Annotated in this window: 25 protein-coding genes; 12 read left to right on the forward strand and 13 right to left on the reverse strand. The window is 38.0% G+C overall.

All coding sequences use genetic code 11. The features are described 5' to 3' along the window. The first annotated feature begins 53 nt into the window (after positions 1-53). Complete coding sequence (locus tag MM239_RS07005; RefSeq protein WP_241347490.1) at positions 54-1,289, forward strand: Bcr/CflA family multidrug efflux MFS transporter; 1,236 nt, start codon at positions 54-56, stop codon at positions 1,287-1,289. Positions 1,290-1,423: 134 nt separating this feature from the next. Here MM239_RS07005 and ettA read toward each other — a convergent pair whose 3' ends face one another. Then, a complete protein-coding gene (gene ettA / locus MM239_RS07010) occupies positions 1,424-3,103 on the reverse strand; it encodes an energy-dependent translational throttle protein EttA (protein WP_241347491.1) in 1,680 nt (559 codons plus the stop codon). Between the two features lie 135 nt (positions 3,104-3,238). Between ettA and MM239_RS07015 the strand changes: the two genes are divergently transcribed. After that, complete coding sequence (locus MM239_RS07015) at positions 3,239-4,486, forward strand: DUF349 domain-containing protein (RefSeq protein WP_241347492.1); 1,248 nt, start codon at positions 3,239-3,241, stop codon at positions 4,484-4,486. 78 nt (positions 4,487-4,564) lie between these two features. Continuing rightward, positions 4,565-4,786 carry a DUF2795 domain-containing protein gene (locus tag MM239_RS07020; protein WP_010855875.1) on the forward strand — a complete coding sequence of 74 codons (222 nt, stop codon included), beginning with the start codon at positions 4,565-4,567 and terminating at the stop codon, positions 4,784-4,786. Positions 4,787-4,900: 114 nt separating this feature from the next. Here the strand turns inward: MM239_RS07020 and MM239_RS07025 are convergent, their stop codons facing one another. The 5 genes from MM239_RS07025 to queA all read right to left on the reverse strand — a co-directional run bounded on the left by MM239_RS07025 (position 4,901) and on the right by queA (position 9,397). Beyond that, positions 4,901-5,626, reverse strand: coding sequence for a LytR/AlgR family response regulator transcription factor (locus MM239_RS07025; RefSeq protein ID WP_241347493.1), 726 nt, complete (start codon positions 5,624-5,626; stop codon positions 4,901-4,903). Continuing rightward, positions 5,604-6,662, reverse strand: a complete 1,059-nt coding sequence (locus MM239_RS07030) for a sensor histidine kinase (protein ID WP_241347494.1) — start codon at positions 6,660-6,662, stop codon at positions 5,604-5,606. The genes MM239_RS07025 and MM239_RS07030 overlap by 23 nt, the downstream gene beginning before the upstream one ends. A 14-nt stretch (positions 6,663-6,676) precedes the next feature. After that, positions 6,677-7,474 (reverse strand): LiaF transmembrane domain-containing protein, encoded by a 798-nt coding sequence (locus MM239_RS07035; RefSeq protein ID WP_241347495.1) that lies wholly within the window; start codon positions 7,472-7,474, stop codon positions 6,677-6,679. Between the two features lie 122 nt (positions 7,475-7,596). Beyond that, the gene (locus MM239_RS07040) at positions 7,597-8,268 is read right to left on the reverse strand and encodes a 2-C-methyl-D-erythritol 4-phosphate cytidylyltransferase (RefSeq protein ID WP_241347496.1); all 672 of its coding nucleotides are present in this window, start codon (positions 8,266-8,268) and stop codon (positions 7,597-7,599) included. A gap of 79 nt (positions 8,269-8,347) precedes the next feature. Beyond that, positions 8,348-9,397: a tRNA preQ1(34) S-adenosylmethionine ribosyltransferase-isomerase QueA gene (queA, locus tag MM239_RS07045; RefSeq protein ID WP_241347497.1), complete on the reverse strand. Its 1,050-nt coding sequence runs from the start codon at positions 9,395-9,397 to the stop codon at positions 8,348-8,350. A 125-nt stretch (positions 9,398-9,522) separates the two neighbouring features. Between queA and MM239_RS07050 the strand changes: the two genes are divergently transcribed. Then, positions 9,523-10,770: an ABC transporter permease gene (locus tag MM239_RS07050; RefSeq protein WP_241347498.1), complete on the forward strand. Its 1,248-nt coding sequence runs from the start codon at positions 9,523-9,525 to the stop codon at positions 10,768-10,770. A 220-nt stretch (positions 10,771-10,990) separates the two neighbouring features. Here MM239_RS07050 and recA read toward each other — a convergent pair whose 3' ends face one another. Continuing rightward, positions 10,991-12,022, reverse strand: coding sequence for a recombinase RecA (gene recA / locus MM239_RS07055; protein WP_241347499.1), 1,032 nt, complete (start codon positions 12,020-12,022; stop codon positions 10,991-10,993). Positions 12,023-12,213: 191 nt separating this feature from the next. Between recA and MM239_RS07060 the strand changes: the two genes are divergently transcribed. The 3 genes from MM239_RS07060 to MM239_RS07070 all read left to right on the forward strand — a co-directional run bounded on the left by MM239_RS07060 (position 12,214) and on the right by MM239_RS07070 (position 14,916). After that, complete coding sequence (locus tag MM239_RS07060) at positions 12,214-13,002, forward strand: DUF3108 domain-containing protein (protein WP_241347500.1); 789 nt, start codon at positions 12,214-12,216, stop codon at positions 13,000-13,002. A 155-nt stretch (positions 13,003-13,157) separates the two neighbouring features. Continuing rightward, a complete protein-coding gene (locus MM239_RS07065; protein ID WP_241347501.1) occupies positions 13,158-13,847 on the forward strand; it encodes a response regulator in 690 nt (229 codons plus the stop codon). A gap of 10 nt (positions 13,848-13,857) precedes the next feature. Further along, on the forward strand, positions 13,858-14,916 hold the full coding sequence (locus tag MM239_RS07070) for a sensor histidine kinase (protein ID WP_241347502.1): 1,059 nt from the start codon (positions 13,858-13,860) through the stop codon (positions 14,914-14,916). On the opposite strand, the gene MM239_RS07075 is transcribed toward MM239_RS07070, so the two are convergent. Then, on the reverse strand, positions 14,917-15,300 hold the full coding sequence (locus MM239_RS07075; protein ID WP_241347503.1) for a DUF3037 domain-containing protein: 384 nt from the start codon (positions 15,298-15,300) through the stop codon (positions 14,917-14,919). Next, a complete protein-coding gene (locus MM239_RS07080) occupies positions 15,278-16,081 on the reverse strand; it encodes a HipA family kinase (RefSeq protein WP_241347504.1) in 804 nt (267 codons plus the stop codon). The genes MM239_RS07075 and MM239_RS07080 overlap by 23 nt, the downstream gene beginning before the upstream one ends. Before the next feature lie 231 nt (positions 16,082-16,312). On the opposite strand from MM239_RS07080, the gene MM239_RS07085 reads away from it, so the two are divergent. From MM239_RS07085 to tsf, 5 genes are all read left to right on the forward strand, one after another. Next, positions 16,313-17,023 (forward strand): RluA family pseudouridine synthase, encoded by a 711-nt coding sequence (locus tag MM239_RS07085; protein WP_241297610.1) that lies wholly within the window; start codon positions 16,313-16,315, stop codon positions 17,021-17,023. A 205-nt stretch (positions 17,024-17,228) separates the two neighbouring features. Beyond that, positions 17,229-17,672, forward strand: a complete 444-nt coding sequence (rplM, locus tag MM239_RS07090) for a 50S ribosomal protein L13 (RefSeq protein ID WP_076502814.1) — start codon at positions 17,229-17,231, stop codon at positions 17,670-17,672. 12 nt (positions 17,673-17,684) lie between these two features. Next, the gene (gene rpsI, locus MM239_RS07095; protein WP_241347505.1) at positions 17,685-18,071 is read left to right on the forward strand and encodes a 30S ribosomal protein S9; all 387 of its coding nucleotides are present in this window, start codon (positions 17,685-17,687) and stop codon (positions 18,069-18,071) included. Between the two features lie 45 nt (positions 18,072-18,116). Next, positions 18,117-18,878 (forward strand): 30S ribosomal protein S2, encoded by a 762-nt coding sequence (gene rpsB, locus MM239_RS07100; protein WP_241347506.1) that lies wholly within the window; start codon positions 18,117-18,119, stop codon positions 18,876-18,878. A gap of 204 nt (positions 18,879-19,082) precedes the next feature. Beyond that, the gene (gene tsf, locus MM239_RS07105; protein ID WP_241347507.1) at positions 19,083-19,913 is read left to right on the forward strand and encodes a translation elongation factor Ts; all 831 of its coding nucleotides are present in this window, start codon (positions 19,083-19,085) and stop codon (positions 19,911-19,913) included. 174 nt (positions 19,914-20,087) lie between these two features. Here the strand turns inward: tsf and MM239_RS07110 are convergent, their stop codons facing one another. The 4 genes from MM239_RS07110 to MM239_RS07125 form a co-directional block, all read right to left on the reverse strand. Continuing rightward, positions 20,088-20,447 carry a helix-turn-helix domain-containing protein gene (locus MM239_RS07110; protein WP_241347508.1) on the reverse strand — a complete coding sequence of 120 codons (360 nt, stop codon included), beginning with the start codon at positions 20,445-20,447 and terminating at the stop codon, positions 20,088-20,090. Positions 20,448-20,450: 3 nt separating this feature from the next. Further along, complete coding sequence (locus MM239_RS07115) at positions 20,451-20,747, reverse strand: type II toxin-antitoxin system HigB family toxin (protein ID WP_241347509.1); 297 nt, start codon at positions 20,745-20,747, stop codon at positions 20,451-20,453. Between the two features lie 209 nt (positions 20,748-20,956). After that, positions 20,957-21,523, reverse strand: coding sequence for a hypothetical protein (locus MM239_RS07120; RefSeq protein WP_241347510.1), 567 nt, complete (start codon positions 21,521-21,523; stop codon positions 20,957-20,959). A gap of 5 nt (positions 21,524-21,528) precedes the next feature. Next, a complete protein-coding gene (locus tag MM239_RS07125; RefSeq protein ID WP_241347511.1) occupies positions 21,529-22,689 on the reverse strand; it encodes a hypothetical protein in 1,161 nt (386 codons plus the stop codon). Positions 22,690-23,509 lie beyond the last annotated feature (820 nt).

A 23,509-nucleotide genomic window follows, 5' to 3' on the forward strand; every position in this document is an offset into this window, starting at 1 on the left:
AAATTTCCTTACTGAAAAAGCTTTATCAATTTTCAGAATCTCGAAGGAATAAAATGAAAAATAGAGAGAATTTTGTAATCATACTCATACTCGGTGCATTATGTACCATCAGTCCATTTTCGATTGACATGTACCTCCCAGGGTTTCCCGCTATGGCGAAAGACCTTGGAGTTGATATTTCCCAAATCCAACTATCTCTGACAAGTTACCTTGTTGGAATTGCCATTGGTCAGCTGTTCTATGGCCCGCTTTTGGACAAATATGGAAGAAAGAAACCACTGATCATAGGTATGCTGATCTATATCGTATCTTCGATATTTTGTGCATATGCCTCATCTGTGGATAGCTTGATCTTGATGCGCTTCTTGCAAGCCGTCGGTGGTTGTGTTGGTATGGTTGCAGCTCAAGCTTTGGTAAGAGATATCTTCCCTATCAATAAAACCGCTCAGGTTCTGGCACTGCTTACTTTGGTGATTGCCGTATCGCCTATGATTGCACCTACAGTAGGGGGGTACATGAGCGCACATTTTCATTGGCATGCCATTTTTATTGTACTGGCCGCTATAACGGCTGTAATTTTGGTTGCTGCAATATTCCTATTACCCAATGGAGCAGCACCAGAAAGCAACCTTTCACTTAGACCAATGAAGGTTATATCAAACTACAGGTCAGTGTTAGATAATCGCCAGTTTCTAACCTACATGCTTGCGGGAGGAATTGCTGGAGCAGCACCATTTGCCTACATCGCAGGTTCAGCCAATGTATTTATGAATATCTATCAGGTATCGGAGCAGACTTATGGTTTGATATTTGGTGTTTTGGCATTTGCAATGATAGGTTCCACACAACTCAATCATTACTTACTTAGAAAATTCACCAGCAAACAAATCATACAATTTTCACTTTGGTATCAGACCATTACCGGCTTGGTGCTAGTGGCTGGACTATGGCTGAATCTATTCAATGTATATGGATTAGTCTTCACTATGTTCATTTTCCTTACGGCACACGGACTTAATCAACCAAATGCAGCAGCTCTTTCTTTGGCACCTTTTGCAAAGAGTGCAGGTAGTGCTTCTGCCCTATTAGGAAGTATGAGAATGGCCATGGGAGGAGTAGTCTCCGCTACAGTCAGTTTCATCCACAACGGCACAGCCCTGCCTATGGTGAGTATCATGGCACTGTGTGCATTAGGTGGCTTATTGACGATTATGGTGGACAAAAGAATTCCTCATAACAAACGAGTACCTTCCAACTCATTGAATAAAAAAATAGCCATATCTACTTAAAAGACAGCTTTGGGTTTTATCATAAACCCAATCATACTTATGATTCAAAAAATAAAAAGAGGCATTCGAACTAACAAAAATCAGCTCGGATGCCTCTTTAAATATCCTCTCAATTCCGAGAATTAACCATTAACTTACCTCAATGGCTTGTACTTGATTCTTCTTGGTGTCAAGTCGCCTAGGCGTTTCTTCTTGTTCTCTTCATAATCGGAGAAGTTTCCTTCAAACCAATACACTTGAGAGTCTCCTTCAAATGCCAAAATATGGGTGCAAATCCTATCCAAGAACCACCTGTCGTGGGAGATGATCACCGCACAGCCACCGAAGTTCTCCAACGCTTCTTCCAAAGCTCTCAACGTATTCACATCCAAATCATTGGTAGGCTCATCGAGTAAAAGTAAGTTTCCGCCCTCTTTCAAGGTCATTGCTAAGTGAACCCTATTGCGTTCCCCTCCAGATAGCACCCCTACTTTTTTCTCTTGATCAGAACCTGTAAAATTGAATTTCCCAACATAAGCCCGGGAATTCATTTCTTTATTACCCAACTTAATAATCTCATTTCCACCAGAGATAGACTCAAACACTGATTTGTTAGGATCTAAGCTATCATGCTCTTGATCTACATAAGCCAGCTTGACGGTTTCCCCAACTTCAAAATTACCTGCATCTGCCTTCTCTCGACCAGTAATCAACTTGAAAAGGGTAGACTTCCCAGCACCATTTGGACCAATGATTCCTACAATACCACCTTGAGGAAGGTTGAAAGATAAATCTTCAAAAAGTAACTTATCACCAAAGGCTTTAGAAACACCATTGACCTCGATCACCTTGGCTCCTAGTCTTGGTCCTGGTGGAATGTAAAGTTCCAGCTTAGCTTCCTTCTCTTTTCCTTCTTCACTGATCAGTTTATCATATGCACTCAAACGCGCCTTACCTTTAGCCTGACGAGCTTTAGGAGTCATTTTGATCCATTCCAACTCACGCTCGAGTGTTTTCTGCCTCTTTGACTCCGTCTTCTCTTCTTGCTTCAGTCTACTCTGTTTCTGATCAAGCCATGATGAATAGTTACCTTTCCAAGGAATACCCTCACCTCTATCCAACTCAAGAATCCACCCAGCTACATTATCTAAGAAATACCTATCATGGGTCACAGCGATCACTGTACCTTTGTAGTGCTGCAAATGTTGCTCAAGCCAGTGAACTGACTCGGCATCTAGGTGGTTGGTAGGCTCATCAAGAAGCAATACATCCGGTTCTTGAAGTAGCAATCGGCATAGCGAAACCCTTCGTTTCTCACCACCAGACAAATTCCCAATAACCGCATCGCTAGGAGGAAGTCTCAAGGCATCCATGGCTTTTTCAAGCATTGTCTCTAGTTCCCAAGCATTGGCAGCATCTAACTTTTCTTGAACCTCTCCCTGTTTGGTAATCAGCTTATCCATAGCATCTGGATCTTCCATGATTGCAGGATCCATAAATTGCTCATTGATCGCTTCGAATTCTTTCAGCAGGTTGACAGTCTCCGATACAGCTTCCTCTACAATATCCTTCACCGTCTTGTTTGGATCAAGCTGAGGCTCTTGCTCAAGCATCCCCACAGAATAGCCTGGTGACCAGACAACTTCTCCTTGAAATTCTTTATCAATACCCGCTATGATCTTTAGCAAGGAACTTTTCCCTGAGCCATTGAGACCTAATACTCCAATTTTGGCACCATAAAAAAACGAAAGGTATATATCTTTGAGTACTCGCTTTTGAGGAGGGTAGATTTTGGATACCCCAGCCATAGAAAATATGATCTTTTCTCCACTCATAAGTTTTAATTTTTATTAAAATTTTACATCTTATGGAACAAAGATGCAAAAAAAGCCCTTTCTTAGGATAAATCATTTCGAATTAATTAATTTGCATTTAGTAAAGCTATAGACCACCACAACCTATTAAATCAAATGGAGCATCCACACGGATACATCAAAGAAGGAAAAGTGTATTTAAAAGGTTTTCTTAATCAGCCAGATAGAATCATCGGCGAAGTCAAAGAAGACGAAGCATCGACCTTGAAATACTTTGAAGATAGATTTGCTACTGTCAAAATGAAAGTAGAGAATCTCAAAACAAATATTGAAGAGAACCAAAACAAAGGTTCATTCCTAATGAAACTGATACACCTCAGGGATTCTCTGTACCAGTATGATGCTTTGGGAGATTTCGTCCCTCTGATCGAAGAGCTGGACAAGCAAGAAGTCTTTCTAGAGGATATCATCAAAAAAAACAGAGAGAGAAACCTTGAAATCAAGCAAGGGCTAATTGTAGAAGCAGAAGCTTTGAGCAACCAGACAGACTGGAAGGAAGTTTCAGAGCAGTTCAAAGAGCTTAAGCTTAGGTGGATCAAAACAGGTCCAGTAGAAAAGGAGTTTGAAGAAGATATTGAAAACCGTTTCAATGAAGCAGTTGATTCGTTTTTTGAGAAAAGAAAAGAGTTCTTCGAAGAACTAGCCGCTCAAGCCGAGGAAAACATCAAAATTTATGAGGACTTGGTAAGACAGGCGCAAGAAGCTTTCAATAATCCAGACGCAAAAAAAGCTTTTGAGGTCAGTAAAAGAATTCAAAAGGAATGGAAAGCTTCTGGAAAAGTTCCTGCGGAGAAAAGACAACCACTTTGGGATGAGTTTTCTAAACTCAACAACAGAATATTCAGTCGATTCAAAAGAGAGATGCAATCTGGTCCGAGGCTTAACCCAAGAGAAGTGCTAGCGAAAATGGAGCAAATCACAGACACCATGAAAAAGCTAGCATACCTTGACAGCACACCAATGGTAGTCTCTCAGGCTAAAAAATTACAAGCAGAATGGAAACCCCTTAGCCAAACAAGGCCAAGAGACGCAAATTTCATTACAAGGAATTTTATATTTTATTCAGAGATCGTATTTGAAAAATCCTTTCTCAACAGGCTTGCCGTATCAAAGGATGCCGACTTCAGAGACAAGTCAGAACAAGAGCAAGCGAAAATCAAATCCATAATACTCAAAGACTTACTTCAAAGAGATGAGAGTGAGTTAAAAACAATCAAGGAAAATGCTGACAATTTCAGAAGTCAGGAGCCTGATTTTGAGATCATGATGAGAAGAAAAATTAGTGCTTTCCGTAGAAAAATAGACGTAAAAAATTTCATCTTAAAGGAACTTTCCAACAAATAATCAGTTTAAGATTGAAAATTTAAAACAATTTCTATTTTTGCAACCCGTTAAGGCGGTAAACTTTAAAACATTGACACTATGTATTGGACATTAGAACTCGCATCTTACCTAGAAGATGCTCCATGGCCTGCCACCAAAGATGAATTGATAGATTTCGCTATCCGTTCTGGTGCTCCATTGGAAGTTGTAGAAAACCTCCAAGAGCTGGAGGATGACGGTGAGCCTTACGAGAATATCGAAGAGATTTGGCCGGATTATCCGACCAAGGATGATTTCTTCTTCAACGAGGACGAATATTAAAATAAAAAAAGAGCTAGATAGCTCTTTTTTTATTTTATGCTTATCTACATTCACAACTGTTTACGAAAAAAACCAATGCACTTTTGCATAAACCAATCTACACTTGATATCAACCTAAAGCCCTAAAACCATTTTCAACTTGGGATATCCCGTTTTGCTTACAGGAACTTTCGCTCCCGACTTCAGCAATAGGACATACCCATCCTTTTCATAAGGCTCTATTTTTGTAATTTCTGTGACATTGACAATGTAAGACCGATGTACTCTCACAAATTGAGTAGGTGGCAAATGCTTCTCAAAAAATTTCATCGTCTTATTTTTCAAAAATTTACCATCAGCAGTATAAATATTTACATAGTCATCATTTGCCTCAAAATACCTTACATTGCTGTAAGGGACAATCTTGATTTCACCACGATCTTTTAAAACTATTCGCTCTACAGGTGTCGCCAAATCTTCCGATACCCTACCAAGGGGAGTGTTACTATCTCTCATCTTCATAAATTTTTCCAAAGCTTGCTCAAAACGAACTTTGGAAAAGGGTTTCAACAAGTAATCAACTGCATGAGCATCAAAAGCCCTCATTGCATACTCATCGAAAGCCGTGGTAAAAATCACAGCAGGCTGTACTTCGAGCAGTTCTAGCATTTCAAAACCAGAGATTTTGGGCATCTGCACATCCAAAAATATCAAGTCTGGCTCATGATTTTTAATAGCCTTCAATCCGTCAAACCCATCATGGCAGATTTGAAGCACTTTAATTTCTGGATAAGACTCCAAAAAATCCTCCACGATTTCAGCCGCTAAAGGCTCATCATCAATTATTACTACTTTGATCATAATTCTGTGGTATACTGATTTCTACTATATATCTGTCTGACTCTTCTACTACACGTAACAAATCGTGCCTGCCAAAAAGCAAATACAACCTCCTCTTGATAGCACGCTGACCAAAGCCTTCTCCTGGAGCTTGACCAGCAGCAGGGTCATAAGGATTTATCACCTTCACTTTCAAATAAACATCTTCTAAAGCAAAAAAAACATCAATACCTACTTCACCTAACACTCCATACAATCCATGTTTGATGGCGTTTTCCAAAATTGGTTGTATCAACAATTGAGGCACCTTACAAGACTTAGCCTCTTCCTGTATATCAAAAGAGGTACTTAGCCTATATCCAAACCTAACCTGCTCTATCCCCACAAATAACTGAAGGTATTCTAGCTCCTCTTCAACAGAAACCCACTTCCGCTCATCCTTTCTAATTGTTTTCCTCAAGAACTCAGAAAGCTGTACAATCATTGCTCTGGCTTCCTCTGGCCTCTTTCTCAGCAGTGAACTTATGGAGTTCAGGCTATTGAACAGAAAATGTGGCTGCAATTGCTGTCTTAGTTGGTACAATTCAGCTTCTTTAGCCAGTTGTTTAACTTGCTCTTCACGTTCCTTGACTTGCAGCTGAGACTCGAGCTTAGATTGTAAAAGCAAGATCAGCGCATAGCTTAATGAAACTAGAAACAAAACAAACCACCTGATCAAATCAATTTGGAATACAAAAGCATGATATGGATCACTAGAATTTAAAGAGTACTCAAGTGTAAACCCAGCAGCAACATTTACCAAAATCGAAACAAGTAAAGGAAATAGCAAGAATACTAAGTAATGCCTGCCTTGTGGAGAATAATATTTGAAAATATTTTCCAACAAAAAAAGTCCAACAAATAGATAACCAGTATGTATGGCAGAGACCAAAAGCGCCATCAAATAACCTGGTACAAACAAGTGCATAAGGTAGGCCACTCCAAAAATCCAAATAAGGATAATCAAAGTGGCTTTATATCTATGAGCAGCGCTATGCTTTAGGGTATTTGTAATCACAGTTACAATTTGGCTTAGAATGATTTAATCTCCAAACCACCAAGCACTACAGAACCGTAAATTTTCAATACTTTTTTCGGATCTGGGCTTACATTCGAAAACATTCGCTTATCCTCAATACCAGCTAGCACATTAGAAACATTCACTTGAACATTCCAGTGTGGAGGAACTAGCAATTTGATACCACCTAGAGCCACTTCCACATTAAGCATAGCGGGCTCAGTCAAATCCGCTTGTGAGAGATCTATCTCCGAACCCCCAAGTATGGCGGATATTTTCCCCCCTCTAAAATTCTTCGATAAAATTCGCTTTTGATCTCCTGAAAGAAATGCTTGAGAAGTAATAATCTCAGGTTCAAACGCCGCCCCATCAAACTTAACTTCCTCTGCCTCCGCATCAACGGTCGATGATCCTTGATTCCCAAATCCACCGCCAGTAAAAGGTGAACCAAACACTTGCCCTTTTGAATCAAAAGTATTTGGGATATTTCTTTTCTGATTGGCCAAGAAATACAATCCAGCCCCTATCAAACCAAGGGCTATCACATATCCCTCAAAACCATAAGGGAGGTCAACATATTTTTTGAGCAAAAAGAATGAACCGAAAATCAAGAAGAAATATCCAGCTCCGCTTTTGAATTGTGAGTTGATCAAAATCACTAAACCAACACAAAGGAAGATTACCGGCCATGAAAACAACCAAACTGGCAAAATAAAGCCTAGTTTTTTCACTAAGATAATGCCACCTATTACGATGAGGATAATCCCCAAAGTATAATTATTACTCTGATTTTTGAAATTCTGATTTGCCATGTCTTTGAATATTTGATGTTTTAGAATATCCCAAAATTAGACATCACATCACTTTTCAAACCTACAGAATAGGCAGAGAAAGCGAAAAACTCGGTAAATAGCCCTGACTCTTCGGTAAAAAACTAACGGCTCAATAAAAACGCGGCATAATCCAAGTCCTCTGGCGTGGTAAGTTTTATATTTTCGGGATTGCCAGCGATCAGGGTTACTTGCCACCCTTGATGCTCATACACAGTAGCATCATCAGTAAAAGTATGTAGCTCCGTAATCTCAAAGGCCTTTTTGATCTTTGCTAATTGAAATGTCTGTGGAGTCTGTACCAACCTGAAATATTGTCTCTCTTGATAAACGGACTTCCCATCATCGAGTAGCTTCCGAACCGAATCCTTCAATGCAATCACAGCAACAGCGCTTCCTTGAGAAGCTGCAACTGTATAAGATTCATTGATCACCGAAGCATTGACAAATGGCCGAACACCATCATGTATAGCGACTAGCCCCTCTTCACCTTCTATGGCTTTTAGTCCATTTCTCACAGACTGAAACCTACTCTTACCGCCAGCAACCAAATGATGAGGAATTTGAAAATTATGCTTTTCACAGAGTTCACTCCATAGATCAAAATCATTCTCAGGAATCACAAGAATCAACTTCACCTCTGGTTCAGCATGTGCAAACTTTCTCAATGTATGCATCAATACCGGCTGATCATTAAGTAGAAGGTATTGCTTGGGCATGGGTGCTCCCATCCTTGTCCCACTACCTCCAGCTACTATTATAGCATGTTTCAACATTATTCCTTTGATTTTTTGGATGCGCAAAGTTGACAAATTGTCGAAAATAAAAAAAGGCTCAATTTGAGCCTTTCTATTATTAAATGATTAACATCGCATCTCCATAGGAGAAGAACCTGTATTTTTCTTTGATTGCTTCCTGATAAGCTTTCATTATCAAATCGTACCCACCAAAAGCTGAAGCCGTCATAAGCAAAGTTGACTCTGGGAGGTGAAAATTAGTAATCAAAGCATTGGCGATTTTGAAGTCATATGGAGGAATGATAAACTTATCAGTCCAGCCGTTACTTACCTTAAGCCTATTGTTCGCTGTTACTGAAGACTCTACAGTTTTGAGTACTGTAGTACCTACAGCTACAACCCTTCTCTTATTATCCAAAGCATCATTTACTAACTCCACAGTCTTTTCAGGAATATCATAATTCTCTGAATCCATCTTATGCTTAGTAAGATCTTCCACATCAACTTGACGGAAAGTTCCTAACCCAACATGAAGAGTGATAGGCGACACATCCACACCTTTGAGTTCAAGTCTTTTGAGCAAATGTGGTGTAAAATGCAATCCAGCTGTAGGCGCAGCTACGGCTCCTACATGTTCGGCAAAAATGGTCTGATACCGCTCTCTATCTTCTGGCTCAACTTTTCTATCAATGAATTCCTTCAACAAAGGAGTTTCACCCAAAGAATCTATAGTCTTATAAAACTCTTCATCCGTTCCGTCAAAAAGGAACCTGATCGTTCTACCTCTAGAAGTTGTGTTATCAATTACTTCAGCTACCAAATCACTGTCACCAAAATAAAGCTTATTTCCGACACGGATTTTTCTTGCTGGATCTACCAAAACATCCCAAAGTCTAAGTTCTTGATTGAGTTCTCTTAGAAGAAAAACCTCAATCTTAGCCCCAGTTTTTTCTTTATTCCCATAAAGACGAGCAGGAAACACTTTCGTATTGTTCATTACAAACACATCTCCATCTTCAAAGTAATCAGTGATTTCTTTGAACATCTTGTGCTCAATCTCCCCTGTTTTTTTATGAACCACCATCAAACGAGACTCGTCTCTGTTTTCTACTGGATATAAGGAAATTAGTTTTTTCGGAATTTCGAATTTAAAATCTGATAACTTCATATAGAATGATGTAGTGTGCTTTTGTTAAATTTTACGGTACTTTGTAAAAACTGCAAAGTTAACAAGAAAAATTCCGAAAACTATCCTATATTGGGAATTAGTTTTCAAAAACACAAGCATTTACCGTGATCGTAATCAAACTTATCTGGGAAAGCATAAGATTTGCTATTCAAGCCCTGAAGTCCAACCTCACCAGGACCATTCTATCTCTACTCGGTGTTACTGTGGGTATTTTTGCCATTATTGCTGTATTTACCTTAGTAGATTCATTAGAAAATAACATCAAAAACAGTCTAAGCTTTCTAGGAAACAATGTAATGAGTATTGATAAGTTTGACTATGTGTCAAGCGGACCAGAGTATCCTTGGTGGAAGTATTTTCGCAGACCAAACAATTCGTATTCAGAATATACCTTCTTAAGCTCAAGTGTCAAAAATGCTGATGCCGTCACTATTTTTGCAGATGCCAATGTTACAATACAAGCTGGAAACAATAGCTATAGCGGAACATCACTTAAAGGCGTAGCTTTCTCTTATAAAGATGTCTACGATGTGCCTATCGACGTGGGTAGGTATTTTACAGAGCTTGAAATCACTTCAGCCAGAAACGTCATTATATTAGGTGTCAAAATAGCAAGATCACTTTTCCCAAATAGTGATCCTCTTGGAAAAGAGGTAAAGATTAGGGGGCAAAAATACGTGGTGATTGGCTTATTCGAGGAAGAAGGAGAAGCACTCTTTGACACACCTTCCAAAGACGAAGCATGCATGATTCCATACGGGAGTTTTACAAAGCTTTACAATGTAGGCAGGTATGGCATGGGACCAAGCATAGCACTCAAAGGTCAAGAGGATGATACTGGCTTGATTTCTTTAGAAAACGAAGTAAGGGGGCTCATGCGAGCCAAAAGAGGACTCAAACCTACTCAAGAGGATGATTTTTCTATCAATAAATCTGAATACATCATGAATACAATCGGATCGATTTTCGATGTGATTAGCGGTGCAGGTTGGATTATTGGAGGCTTTTCTATATTGGTTGGAGGCTTTGGAATTGCAAATATTATGTTTGTCTCCGTAAAAGAAAGGACGAACATCATCGGTATACAAAAATCACTCGGGGCAAAAAACTACTTTATTCTCTTCCAGTTTTTATTTGAAGCGATGTTCCTTAGCCTAATCGGAGGTGTTACAGGAATCATCATGGTATTCCTGATTACCTTTATTGACCTTGGTTCGCTTGAGCTGATTCTTTCCTTATCCAATATTATATTGGGCCTGGGCGTATCATCACTTATAGGAATTGTATCAGGTATAGTGCCTGCGACCTTAGCGGCAAGACTTGATCCTGTAGAAGCCATAAGATCTGCCTAGCTTTTAATTAAGGCATTTAAAGAATTAACAAAAAAAGCACCTTTCAACAGGTGCTTTTTTTGTTATCATATAAGATCAAACTTGCTATTTTATCGTCTTCTGAAATGAAGCAAAGCTGAATTTGCACAAAATCAAACTGATTCATTCATGCATTGATCCCAATTCAATAGGTTTAGATTTTATATATGTATTAAATAGCTTCCATATACAAAGCTTCAGATCAATCTTCTCCCAACTCCTGAGGCAGTGAAGCTGAACCCACTCCAGCTTTTTCTTTGATCTTCTTTTCCAATTCTTCCATAAGCTCAGGATTATCAAGTAAGAGAGACTTTACAGCATCTCTTCCTTGTCCCAATTTATTTCCTTCATAAGAAAACCATGAACCTGCCTTTTTCACAATATCAAATTCAACACCTAGATCAATGATTTCCCCTACTTTGGAGATTCCCTGACCATACATAATATCAAACTCTACAACTTTGAAAGGAGGTGCCACCTTATTTTTCACGACTTTCACCTTTGTCCTATTACCCAACACATTATCCGCCGACTCTTTGATCTGGCCTATTCTCCTGATATCCAACCTCACTGAAGCATAAAACTTCAAAGCATTACCCCCTGTTGTGGTCTCTGGACTACCAAACATCACCCCAATCTTATCCCTAAGCTGATTAATGAATATACATGCACATCCTGTTTTGTTGATAGCACCTGTGAGTTTTCTAAGTGCTTGAGACATCAACCTAGCCTGAAGACCCATCTTGCTATCTCCCATATCACCTTCCAGTTCACCCTTTGGCACTAGAGCTGCCACAGAGTCAATCACGATAATATCTATAGCTCCAGACCTTATGAGATGTTCAGCAATTTCCAATGCTTGTTCACCATTGTCTGGCTGTGAAATCAAAAGATTCTCCGTATCTATCCCCAATTTCTCAGCATATGTCTTATCAAATGCATGTTCCGCATCAATAAATGCTGCTAATCCTCCAGCTTTCTGTGCCTCTGCAATACAGTGCATGGTCAGTGTTGTTTTACCTGAAGATTCTGGCCCATATATCTCTATCACCCTACCTCTAGGAATTCCGCCAACACCCAAAGCCATATCCAAGCCCAATGACCCAGTTGAAATCGTTGGTACATCTTGAACTTTATTGTCACTAAGCTTCATTACTGTTCCCTTACCATAGGTTTTTTCCAACTTATCTATGGTCAACTGTAATGCTTTAAGTTTTTCTGTATTTGCGCTCATATTTCTAAAATTAACTATTTCCTAATTTGAATTTGTGAATTTAATCATTGATTATTGGAACGACAACCCGATAGATCAACCTAGTCGGATAATTTCGTATCTACAACACGATTCATTTCTTTGCGTATCAACTATGTGTCTGTAAAGATTGGAATAAGATTTGAAAAGATTTGTTTGAAAATTATAAATAAATGAAAAACCAGCTCAAATTGTCAGTAATTGTCGCACTTGTGTTTTGCTTAGCAAGTCTTTCTGGATTTGCTCAGTCAAAAAACAGCGCTTTCAAGCATGGTGAAGAGCTTACATTCAAGGTGTCTTATGGTTTTCTCGATGCTGCAGAAGCAAAGATGAAAGTCAACCCCCACGTAAGTACAATCAATAGTAATCCTGTATACAAAATCGATGTCACTGGTCAGACCCTTGGCATTTTCAAACTATTCAAAGTTAATAATGTCTGGGGAAGCTATCTTGATACTGCTAAAATCATCCCCCACCAATTTTATCAACATATAGAAGAAGGGAAATTTAGAAAAAATGAGCGTATCATCTTTGACCATAAAAAAGGCAATGCAATGGTGCGACTATATGATAAAGAGAATAAAAAAGTAGTAGAAACAAAGGACTTCAAAGTCCCTTCAAATGTTCAAGACATAGTCAGTGGCTTTTACCTATTGCGCACCATGGACTTATCCAAATACAAAAAAGGAGACACCATAGCTATCACTGGTTTTTTCGATAAAGAAATATATAATATAAAATTAATATACGGGGGGAAAGAGAAGCTTTCAACCAGCGTAGGAGATTTCGACACTTTCATGTTTACCCCCATAATGCCTTCAAATAAACTATTCAAGGGAGAACATCCTGTCACTGTATGGGTCTCTGATGATGAGAACAAAATCCCTCTCAAAATAAAAGCAAGGCTTGTGGTCGGCGCTTTGAACATGGACATCACTGAGGCAAAGGGTTTACGTAATTAAACATTAAAGTTCTCTTAACATTAAAATAACATTAGGTGCTCAAATAAAAATTTAATGTTGTATTTAGGTTTCTCCAATAATATAAGGCAAATTTATGCAAGGTCTTTTTATAGATTTGTACTGGAAAACAACCTGAAACCATCGTCAGACACCCCATGAGCGAAAAACAGAAAGTCAAAGTCCTAGTAGTAGATGATGAGCCAGATATTGTAGAAATCCTCTCCTACAACCTCAACAAAGAAGGATACGACGTGGCCACAGCCGAAGACGGGATCAAGGCCGTAAAAACCGCCGCCAAATTCATCCCTGATGTCATACTTCTCGACATCATGATGCCTCAACAAGACGGAGTAGAAACATGCCGTCAGATTCGTGAAATCCCCGAACTTAAAAACACTTTTATCATATTTTTGACTGCACGTTCAGAAGAATATTCCGAAGTAGCCGCCTTTGATGTAGGAGCAGATGATTATATCACCAAGCCTATCAAGCCTAGAGCATTGATGAGCCGAATTGCTGCGCTTTTTAGAAGAGAAGCCAAAAAAGAGCAAGAACTCACCCAAATTAAGATCAAAGATCTCGTCATAGATAGGACGAGCTATACGATTGACAAAAGTGGCAAAACGATCATCCTTCCTAAAAAGGAATTCGAACTTTTGTATTTTCTCGCAAAAAACCCTAATATGGTATTCAGTAGAGATGAACTTTTGCAAAATATTTGGGGAGCCGATGTCTATGTATTGGCTCGTACAGTGGATGTTCACATCAGAAAAGTAAGAGAAAAAATCGGAGATGATTACATCACTACTGTAAAAGGAGTAGGGTACAAATTCGAATTGAACTGATTCAAACAACATGCTTACCACGTCTAGAGGAATTTCCTTATTGCTAGCTATAGCTATCTCTACACTTACTGTAGCTTTCCTCTTTCTACTGGATGATGCCACCGCCACTTTACTACTGGTAGCTGGAGCAATCTCATTTTCAGTCGCCTATATTTTGATGAACCTTACTTTGGAGTTTTTGATCTTCAAAGAAATCTCCAACATCTATACGGTTTTGGACAAAATCCAAAAAAAGGACTTGTCTAATATCAATGAAAAATCAACAAGAACCTCTATTTCACCCCTTAGGAAAATTAATAAAACAATAAACTCCTATGCTTTGGCGAAAAATAAGGAAATAGAGACACTGCAAAAAAACGCTACATTCAGGAGAGAGTTTATTGCAGACATTTCTCATGAACTAAAAACCCCCATTTTTGCAGCTCAAGGATTTATCCATACACTTCTAGACGGTGCTGTGGATGATGAAGAAGTTAGGTACAAATTTCTCAAGCGTGCTGCCAAAAGCCTCAATTCATTAGACAAACTCGTACAAGACCTACTCACTTTGAATCAAATGGAAAGCGGAGTGATTAAATTTCACTTTGAAAAGTTCGATCTCAAAGACATAATCTTGGAAGTGATAGAAGAGTTGGAGCAAAAAGCTTCTAAAAGAGATGTGCTCATAAGGTTCTATTACGATAAATCGAAAACTTTTCCTACTACCGCTGACAAAGATAAGATTTTCCGCGTCTGCCAAAACCTAATTTCTAATGCAATCAAGTACAATCATGATGGTGGAGAAGTGGAGGTAAATTTGCACACGCACAAACATCAACATATTGTAGATGTCAAAGACAATGGACAAGGAATTCCACCAGAGGACTTAAAACGCATTTTTGAAAGATTTTATAGGGTAGAAAAAAGTCGATCTCGGGAAAAAGGCGGAACAGGACTTGGTCTTGCCATTGTCAAGCATATACTAGAAGCACACAAGAGCAAGATTTCTGTCAGCAGCACAGTAGGCAAAGGATCTATATTCAGTTTTTCACTCCCTCTGGAAAAAGAAAAAAAGAAAGTAGAGGAATAATCAAGCTACAAAAAGTTCATAGAGTTCATCCAAAGCGCATTGCAATTCGTCTGCAAACCCAATGTGAGGCCTTGATGTCTGAATCATTGAGCTCCTATTGGCTGTAAGCCAGCGGAATCTTGATGGGGCATCATGTCTTGCAATAGGACTATCAGACTCCTCCCCTTGACAGATTTTTTCTATTGACTTTAAGTATTGATCAAAGGTTTGTATATCTGCATCCTTATCCAGAGCTTGGACTTTTGACAAGTCCGCCGTAAGCCTACAGCTAAGAAACCCTTCTCGCTTGCAGCAGATCAACACGCCTACATTTACAAATTCCTCACGCTCGACCCTTGGTACTATACGGAGAATGGCATATTCATATAAGTGCTTCCCTTGCATCTTCAGCTCCTTTTATAAATACTTCAAAATTCTTCAACCTCATTTTAAGAAAACTAGCATAAACCTCTTTGCCTTCTTCTGCAGTCTCTACGTCACGAGAAGCCAATATCCATTCGTCGGGGATCATTGCTACTATTTCTTCGATTTTTTCATCAGTGATTATAGCAACAAACTCTTCACTCACAGCTTTCAAATCATTGGCATAAGGCAATAAAACATGGTCTTTGATCAAAGGAAAAGAGCTGATTGCTTGCTTCTCCCAATTATCCCAACTGTGATGAAAAAGAAATGATGCACCATGATCAATAAGCCAAAGCTCCCTATTCCACAGCAGCATGTTGGTATTTCGGTAAGTCCGATCTACATTGGTAATGAAAGTATCTAGCCAGACAATTTTGGACGCTAAAACTGATTCCACTATTGTAGCACCTGGATCATAAGTAAGTGCCTTGGACAAAAAATGAAGTGCTAGATTCAATCCTTGACTACCTTTCAGCAAATCCTGAATCTCTTCATCGCCTTCAGATCGGCCAAATGCCTCATCCAAATTAGCAAAAACAAGTTCGGGCACTTTCAATCCTAGAAGTCTTGCTATCTCTCCTCCGAGTAGCTCGGCAATAAGCGCCTTTTCACGCTGGCCTGCACCTCTAAACTTAAGCACATAGCTAAATCCATCGTCAGCATCAGCCAAAGCTGGTAATGAACCACCCTCTCGCAACGGCATCACATATCGGACTACATTTACCGTACGAAGTGTAGAATTGGTTTTTTGACTATCCATTTTTGAAAGTTTTCCTATCTCAAAGGTAAAACATAAAGCGTAAATGTAATCAATTCAAACTCAACAAACACTTGGAATCAGAAGTCAGACACTAGTGGAGTCAAATCCATTCTCAAAAGATCTATCACAACTATGAGATTTTCAAAGCTTACCCAAAATAATCTATTGTTAAAATTTCATCACATTAATTTATTTATATACCTTTGCGCCCTTATTGGGAAAAGAAGCTGCATGAAGAAAATTGATTTTAAAGATCTTATTCTGTTTGAAAATGAGGATTACCTCGTGATCAATAAGCTTCCATATTTATCGACATTGAGTGACCGGCATGAGGCCCAGAACATCCTGGACTTGGCCAAAGGATACATCCCTGATGCCCAGGTGTGTCATCGATTGGACAAGGAGACTTCAGGTTGCCTTGCAATAGCAAAGCATCCAGAGGCCTACCGTCATATCGCCATTCAGTTTGAAGACAGGAAAGTTGATAAAATCTATCATGCAGTAGTAGAAGGCATTCACGAGTACAAAGATTTACTATTGGACCGCAACCTACTTGCAAACAATAAGGGAATCGCCAAAGTCAGTAAAGATGGCAAGCCGGCACAGACAGTATTCAATACTGTAAAGACTTATTTCAAACATTCGTTGATAGAGTGTAAACCTATCACTGGAAGACTTCATCAGATTAGGGTTCACTTGGCCTATTTGAAGTCTCCAATCTGTGGAGATGAGACTTATGGAGGCAAGCCGTTATATCTTTCAGAACTTAAGAGACGATTCAATCTCAAAAAAGACACGGAAGAATTACCGATCATGCAGCGTGTTTCGCTCCATGCATTTGCTTTGAAATTTACTAGTATACAGGGAGAGCCTATCTATGTAGAAGCTCCATACCCTAAAGACATGCAAGTACTGATCAAGCAATTGGAGAAAACGGCTTAAAGTCATTGAGTACAATTACCCACTGAGATTCACTTCCTGTCTAATTCAATCTTCGACAATTAAATAGAAGAAAATTAGACATAAAGTGATGAAAATGTGGGGAATAATGATCTTTCTTTTGCATAGAAAATAAATTACTTCTATCTTTGTGTCCCTTTTTGAGGGTGAAATATATTTAACAAGCTAATAATTAAACATTTACACAGTGGATACATTAAGCTATAAGACCGTATCAGCGAATGCCGCAACTGTAGAAAAGAACTGGATCGTAGTGGATGCCCAGGCTGCAGTATTAGGTAGATTCTCTAGTGAGGTAGCGAAAATCTTGAGAGGTAAGCACAAGCCATCTTATACCCCTCATGTAGACTGCGGAGACAACGTGATTGTCATCAATGCAGACAAGGTTAGATTGACTGGTAAAAAGTGGAACGAAAAAGTATATGTTCGTCACACTGGATACCCAGGAGGTCAGCGTATTTCTACACCAAGATTATTGAAAGACAAGTCAGCTTCAATCTTGGTAGAAAAGGCAGTGAGAGGTATGCTTCCAAAAAATAGACTTGGAAGACAATTGTACAGAAACCTATTCGTGTACAATGGTCCTGAGCACCCACATGCTGCACAGCAACCAAAAGAACACAAATTCTAATCAAAGCAGTCTATGGAAATTATCAACACTTTAGGTAGAAGAAAGACGTCTGTTGCTAGAATCTATATGCAACCAGGCAAAGGTGAGATCACTGTAAACAACAGATCCATCGAAGTTTACTTCCCATTTGATCTGCACCAGATCGTAGTAAAGCAGCCTCTTGCTCTAGTAGGAGAAGATGGCGCTTTTGACATCAAAATCAACGTAGACGGTGGTGGAATCAAAGGTCAAGCAGAAGCTGCAAGAATGGCTATCGCCAGAGCACTTTGCGAAATCAATGCAGACCACAGAGAAGCATTGAAAAAAGAAGGATTCTTAACTCGTGACTCTAGAATGGTAGAGCGTAAGAAGCCAGGACGTAGAAAAGCAAGAAGAAGATTCCAGTTCTCTAAACGTTAATCGGGAGATTCTTTACATTTTATATCGAAACAACATCATATTTTAATGGCACAAATAGAATATAAAGACTTACTGGATGCTGGTGTTCACTTTGGACACTTGACTAGAAAGTGGGATCCGAGAATGGCACCATATATCTTCATGGAGAAGAATGGTATCCATATCATCGACCTTAACAAAACGCTTGTTTGCCTAGAAGAAGCATCCAATGCAATCAAGCAAATCGTACGCTCAGGTAAAAAAGTCATGTTCGTTGCTACTAAGAAGCAAGCGAAAGACTTGGTAGCCGATGAAGCTAGAAGACTTAACATGCCTTACGTAACTGAAAGATGGTTAGGCGGTATGTTGACTAACTTCGCTACAATCAGAAAGTCCTTGAAAAAAATGTCTTCCATCGACAAATTGATGAAAGAAGACGCTTACAAGAACTTAGCGAAGAAAGAACGTCTAATGATCACTAGACAAAGAGAAAAATTGGAATCTGTTTTGGGCGGTATTGCTGACCTTACTAGACTTCCTGCTGCTTTGTTCATAGTAGACATTAAAAGAGAGCACATCGCTATCGCTGAAGCACAAAAGCTTGGTATCCCTGTTTTCGCATTGGTAGATACGAACTCTAACCCAAATGAGGTAGATTTCCCAATCCCATCCAATGACGATGCTTTCAAATCAATCTCTTTGCTCGTAAAGGCATTTGGTGCAGCTATTGAAGAAGGTCTATCTGAAAGAAAGAAAGACAAAGAAGATGCTAAACTCTCTGAAGAAGAGGAAGCAAAAAGAGCTGTGGACGCTGATACACAAGAGTAATCCACTACTTTGAAATATAAATTGCAAAAATTGAACATACGGTACTCACCTATGTTCAATTTTTTGTTTTTGCCTGACCTTTGAGGTTTTTACAATTCAGGTTGAGCAACACATATCCTTAAACTTCGAAGATCTTTACTATCAAGATTTTTGAAGTTTAATTGAAACAGAACAAAAGTTTAATCTCATAAATTAACTAATACAATGGCTATTACTGCACAAGAAGTAAACAAATTGAGACAAATGACCGGAGCTGGTATGATGGACTGTAAAAAAGCCCTTACTGAAGCTGAAGGAGATTTCGAAAAAGCTATTGACATCCTTAGAAAAAAAGGTCAAAAAGTATCTGCTTCTAGGGCTGACAGAGAAACAAAAGAAGGTACTATCGTAACACAAGTAAGTGCTGATGGCGCTACTGGTTACTTATTATCTTTGACTTGTGAGACTGACTTCGTTGCTAAAAACGAAGAGTTTGTAGCTTTCGCTAATACTGCATTAGATTTGGCTACTTCTAACAACGCTACTTCCGTAGCAGATATCCAGGCGCTTCCATTTGAAGGAAACACTGTAGGTGAGAAAATCATCGAATTGACTGGAAAAATCGGTGAGAAAATCGAAATCTCAAATTTCGAAGTAGTAAAAGGAGAAGCTGTAGTACCTTATATCCACTCTAACGGTAAGCTTGGTGTGTTGGTAGCATTGACTAACACAAGCGGTGCTGATGTAGAGGAAGCTGGAAAAGACGTAGCTATGCAAATCGCAGCTATGAACCCTGTAGCCGTAGATAAAGATGGCGTTGACGCTACTGTAATCGAAAGAGAAATCGAAGTAGGTAAAGACCAAGCAAGACAAGAAGGTAAGCCTGAAGAAATGCTTGAGAAAATTGCTTTGGGTAAATTGAACAAATTCTACAAAGAAAACACTTTGCTTAGCCAAGCATTTGTGAAAGATGGTTCATTGTCTATCGCTCAGTATCTTGACAAAGTAAGCAAAGGTATGACTGTAGCTGCTTTCAAAAGAGTATCTATTGGATAATATTAGATGTAAGATCTTAGATTTAAAATTTAGAAATACTAAAAAAGCTGACTTCGTGAGGAGTCGGCTTTTTTTCATTTTACCTTTTCCCCGCTTTGTATTCAAAGTGATCAACGTTTTACATTAAAAAGAATCTAACAAACTTTGCTTAGCGTCTGCATGAAACGGAAAAACTTATACTCCCAATACAATAGAAGCTTCGATATCTAATTTTCTGCTGATTTCTCTGGCGATTTTAAGCGTAGGCTCACTTTTCCCATTCAAATACTCACTGATTCTAGAGGTACTTACACCAAGATATTCTGACAGGGATTTTTGGGTTAATCCCCGTTCCTGCATACGAAGTCTAATTGCCTCTGATAATGTAGGTGTCTGTATGGGAAAGTACTTCTCTTCGTAGTCAGCCACCATATCAGAGAGTAAGTTCAATTCTATATAATTTTTGGAATCTGTGTTTTCTATATTATCAGGATTAGAAAGCAATTCTTCAATCCTTACTATAATAGCATTATACTCTTTTTCAGACTTAATCATATCTCAAATATTTTGGATATCCTGTATTTTATCATATTCAGCGTGGGTGCCTATGAATCGAATGTAAACCTTTTTGGCATTGAATGAAATTATGGCAATCAACCGGTACGAGTTCCCTTTAATATTGAAAACAAAACGATGATTTCCGACATAATCAACTGAATTGAAATCATTTTTAATATCATTTAGAGAGCTCCATTCTTTCTTACTCGTTGTAGAATACCAGAATCGCAATGGCAATTCAGCATCAGCATGCTTTTTTGCAAATTCTTGTATTCGCTTATAAGTTACAACTCTCATTAATTTTTGAAAGATTCTACTTGTTCTATATATCAAAACAAAGTTACGTAAAATAGAACAACATTAAAAAAATCTTATATCTGAATTTTACTTTGGCAAAAAAGCTGACCTTGAAAAGGGTCAGCTTTTTTTGTGTTTAATACTTGAAGATTAATATCGACTTCTTAATTTTTTAAGCCCTACGTAAGTTACACTAAAATTTCATTCAATCAGAAAGAATACCCAATACCCAAATTAAGCCAAATAGTTCTAAAATTCTCAATTGCAAAACCATAAGATGCAGATGGACTAACTTGAACATGATCGTTCACAAAGAACTTGGCTTTTATCCCTACACGGGCTGAAACGTCTGGACTTCTAGAAATCTCTCTAATCGTCAATCCATTACTTTCTATCTGACTCATTAGCATTGTGTTACTAATTCGCAAATATGAACCTTCCGCTGATAAGATAAACTTTTCTCGTTGTACCAAATCATACCCAAAACCTAATGTGAAAAAAGCCATATCAAAACGACCAGTCTCATCCTTGGTAAGGAAGAAAGGACTTTGCTTCCCTTCATAGTCCAACCTACCAACAGAAATGTCCGCGTAAAGTCTTGGTTTCAAATACCTGCTATATCCTATTGCATATCCATGACCTAGGAAGCTCCCAGATAAGGTTCTATCTCCTGTGACATTTGCATAGTTTACATAAATATTGTTTTTTTGAGCCAATTGCGCATGCAATGGAGTCATCAACAAACTAAGTAAACTTATTATTAAAATTCTTTTCATATTACTTATAATTTTTGAACCTCAAAGTATGAATTAATTTTGCCGAATTTATATACAGGAACTCTATTTCTTAGTGGTAAATTATTTTGAATTATCTTATCTCTATTATTCTTTAATACAAAGCATTTATCATATGACATTGCTGATACTAATTCTATTTTACTTTGAAATGCTACCTTAACACTTAAGGATCCTGTATTACCAGAAGTCCCAGAGCTTGCACTTACAGTTCCTGTAACATCAATATTTGCAGAAGTCTTTTTACTTCCCCATACGATATATGCATCTTGAGAATCAAATTTCCAATTTGAAATGATGAATGAAGTTTGAGAGGAAACCCACCTTCTATTTTTAGCATCACTTCTAACTACTTTCAAATCAGCAATTGGGTAGTTTACTGAAGAATTTATTTTAGGGATACCATTTGAATCTACTTCAAAACTTCCAGTTGCAACCCACATATGTATATAATTAGCATTTGGCCAATTCCTAATGTTTCCATCTAATTGTAATTCAGGAGCCCTTAAAACTACAATTTCATTTGTACTAGATGTTAAATCCTCACAATAAGGAGTGTTTAAGCTGTAATCGATAATATTCCCTCCAATCATTGAATCACCATCAATTGGAATATCAATTCTATCATCATGGAAACTTCCCAAAACAACAGTAGGGTTGGAAATCGCATAGCTATCATTCACATATATCAACTCATTTGTAAAATAATTAATCCCAGACTTCTTAAACTGAATAAAATTCCCTCTTTCGTCTAATCTAAGTTTAACAGCTGGAGTTTCTCCTTTCCATTCTGGATTATCTTTAAGTGCAGATTTCTCCATTTCTTCTGTCCACCAAGACATCGTTAATTCCTTAATTGATTCAGGTTCAAAATACCCTATCATATAAGGTGCTAACATACTTATATTATTAGTATTAATAAATTCAATCAACTCTTGTTCACTAAACCCATCATCCCCCATGATTCTATGGTTTTCTACATTCGCATAAAATGCATTAACAATAGCAGAACTTTGTCTCGTATAAGGATTCTCTTTAACATCCAAAAGTTTCTTTAAACTGTAATTTATATCCTCCTTGTATTCATCTGCTTCACCTAAATCAAATAACTCCCTCCTTGCTGCGGGTTCTTTGAACACTTCTCCCATAAAAAGGGTCAATTCTTTGAGCTTATTTTCATAAGCGACAGGATCATTAACTTTCAGTTTTTCCTGAACTTCGACTTCAATTTCATCTTGAGCAGCATCCTGACAAGAGTTAAGTAAAATAAATCCTATAAAAAGGATAGATAGATAGATAGATAGATAACTTTTTTCATTACATAAAAATTTATTAGTTATAAAATTAATTTTTTGAATATAAAAAGGAAAATATAATATTCCTAACTTAGGAGATAATGGAATAATCCTATCTAAGCTGAATAAAAATTCAATAAAACACTCAGTTTTAAACTAAAGGTGCTTTTTTATATGATTTTTCAAAGATTAAAAAAAGTTAAATAAATACTAATATTTTCAAATAATCCTTTAAATGATTTTTCAAACTGAGCAATCTGTAAAACAAAGCCCATGAGTTTTTATAATCTGATAGGCTTTATTTTTGAAAATCTAATTAGTCTAAATTTACATCCCAAAATAAATGAGAGGAGAACTCTCCTCGGTCAAACAAATTTGAATCGGCATTTTTCATTTCAACAAAATCCCCGAGTTACGACTCGGGGATTTTGTAACCTTGTCAGACTCCAACCAGACCCTTTCAAAGTTCTAAATTTTTGTCGCGTTTTCTTGCCTCTTGTTTCTTATTTCTAATTTCATGCTTCTCGTCCCTGTTTGCAAATCTATTGTCGCGTCCTGAAATTACTTGACACTTTTTTTATTGTTTTTCTTTTGTTTTCATCATCTTAAATGCCCCCTAGCTCAAGTAAGGAAACTTGTCAAGGCCGGAGCAGAGCGACGTTTATATAGCCTT

The organism is Belliella filtrata, assembly GCF_022549775.1.
Classification (GTDB): domain Bacteria; phylum Bacteroidota; class Bacteroidia; order Cytophagales; family Cyclobacteriaceae; genus Belliella; species Belliella filtrata.

Excerpts from the sequence above, each read along its gene's own strand:
- MM239_RS07005 (WP_241347490.1), top strand. The coding sequence starts at position 54 with ATGAAAAATAGAGAGAATTTTGTAATCATACTCATACTCGGTGCATTA.
- MM239_RS07075 (WP_241347503.1), bottom strand. The coding sequence starts at position 15,300 with ATGCAAGGGAAGCACTTATATGAATATGCCATTCTCCGTATAGTACCA.
- recA (WP_241347499.1), bottom strand. The coding sequence starts at position 12,022 with ATGAGCGCAAATACAGAAAAACTTAAAGCATTACAGTTGACCATAGAT.
- MM239_RS07065 (WP_241347501.1), top strand. The coding sequence starts at position 13,158 with ATGAGCGAAAAACAGAAAGTCAAAGTCCTAGTAGTAGATGATGAGCCA.
- MM239_RS07040 (WP_241347496.1), bottom strand. The coding sequence starts at position 8,268 with ATGTTGAAACATGCTATAATAGTAGCTGGAGGTAGTGGGACAAGGATG.
- rpsI (WP_241347505.1), top strand. The coding sequence starts at position 17,685 with ATGGAAATTATCAACACTTTAGGTAGAAGAAAGACGTCTGTTGCTAGA.
- MM239_RS07025 (WP_241347493.1), bottom strand. The coding sequence starts at position 5,626 with ATGATCAAAGTAGTAATAATTGATGATGAGCCTTTAGCGGCTGAAATC.
- tsf (WP_241347507.1), top strand. The coding sequence starts at position 19,083 with ATGGCTATTACTGCACAAGAAGTAAACAAATTGAGACAAATGACCGGA.
- queA (WP_241347497.1), bottom strand. The coding sequence starts at position 9,397 with ATGAAGTTATCAGATTTTAAATTCGAAATTCCGAAAAAACTAATTTCC.
- MM239_RS07110 (WP_241347508.1), bottom strand. The coding sequence starts at position 20,447 with ATGATTAAGTCTGAAAAAGAGTATAATGCTATTATAGTAAGGATTGAA.
- MM239_RS07060 (WP_241347500.1), top strand. The coding sequence starts at position 12,214 with ATGAAAAACCAGCTCAAATTGTCAGTAATTGTCGCACTTGTGTTTTGC.
- MM239_RS07120 (WP_241347510.1), bottom strand. The coding sequence starts at position 21,523 with ATGAAAAGAATTTTAATAATAAGTTTACTTAGTTTGTTGATGACTCCA.
- MM239_RS07015 (WP_241347492.1), top strand. The coding sequence starts at position 3,239 with ATGGAGCATCCACACGGATACATCAAAGAAGGAAAAGTGTATTTAAAA.
- MM239_RS07085 (WP_241297610.1), top strand. The coding sequence starts at position 16,313 with ATGAAGAAAATTGATTTTAAAGATCTTATTCTGTTTGAAAATGAGGAT.
- MM239_RS07020 (WP_010855875.1), top strand. The coding sequence starts at position 4,565 with ATGTATTGGACATTAGAACTCGCATCTTACCTAGAAGATGCTCCATGG.
- MM239_RS07115 (WP_241347509.1), bottom strand. The coding sequence starts at position 20,747 with ATGAGAGTTGTAACTTATAAGCGAATACAAGAATTTGCAAAAAAGCAT.
- rpsB (WP_241347506.1), top strand. The coding sequence starts at position 18,117 with ATGGCACAAATAGAATATAAAGACTTACTGGATGCTGGTGTTCACTTT.
- ettA (WP_241347491.1), bottom strand. The coding sequence starts at position 3,103 with ATGAGTGGAGAAAAGATCATATTTTCTATGGCTGGGGTATCCAAAATC.
- MM239_RS07070 (WP_241347502.1), top strand. The coding sequence starts at position 13,858 with ATGCTTACCACGTCTAGAGGAATTTCCTTATTGCTAGCTATAGCTATC.
- MM239_RS07035 (WP_241347495.1), bottom strand. The coding sequence starts at position 7,474 with ATGGCAAATCAGAATTTCAAAAATCAGAGTAATAATTATACTTTGGGG.
- MM239_RS07080 (WP_241347504.1), bottom strand. The coding sequence starts at position 16,081 with ATGGATAGTCAAAAAACCAATTCTACACTTCGTACGGTAAATGTAGTC.
- MM239_RS07125 (WP_241347511.1), bottom strand. The coding sequence starts at position 22,689 with ATGGGAGAAGTGTTCAAAGAACCCGCAGCAAGGAGGGAGTTATTTGAT.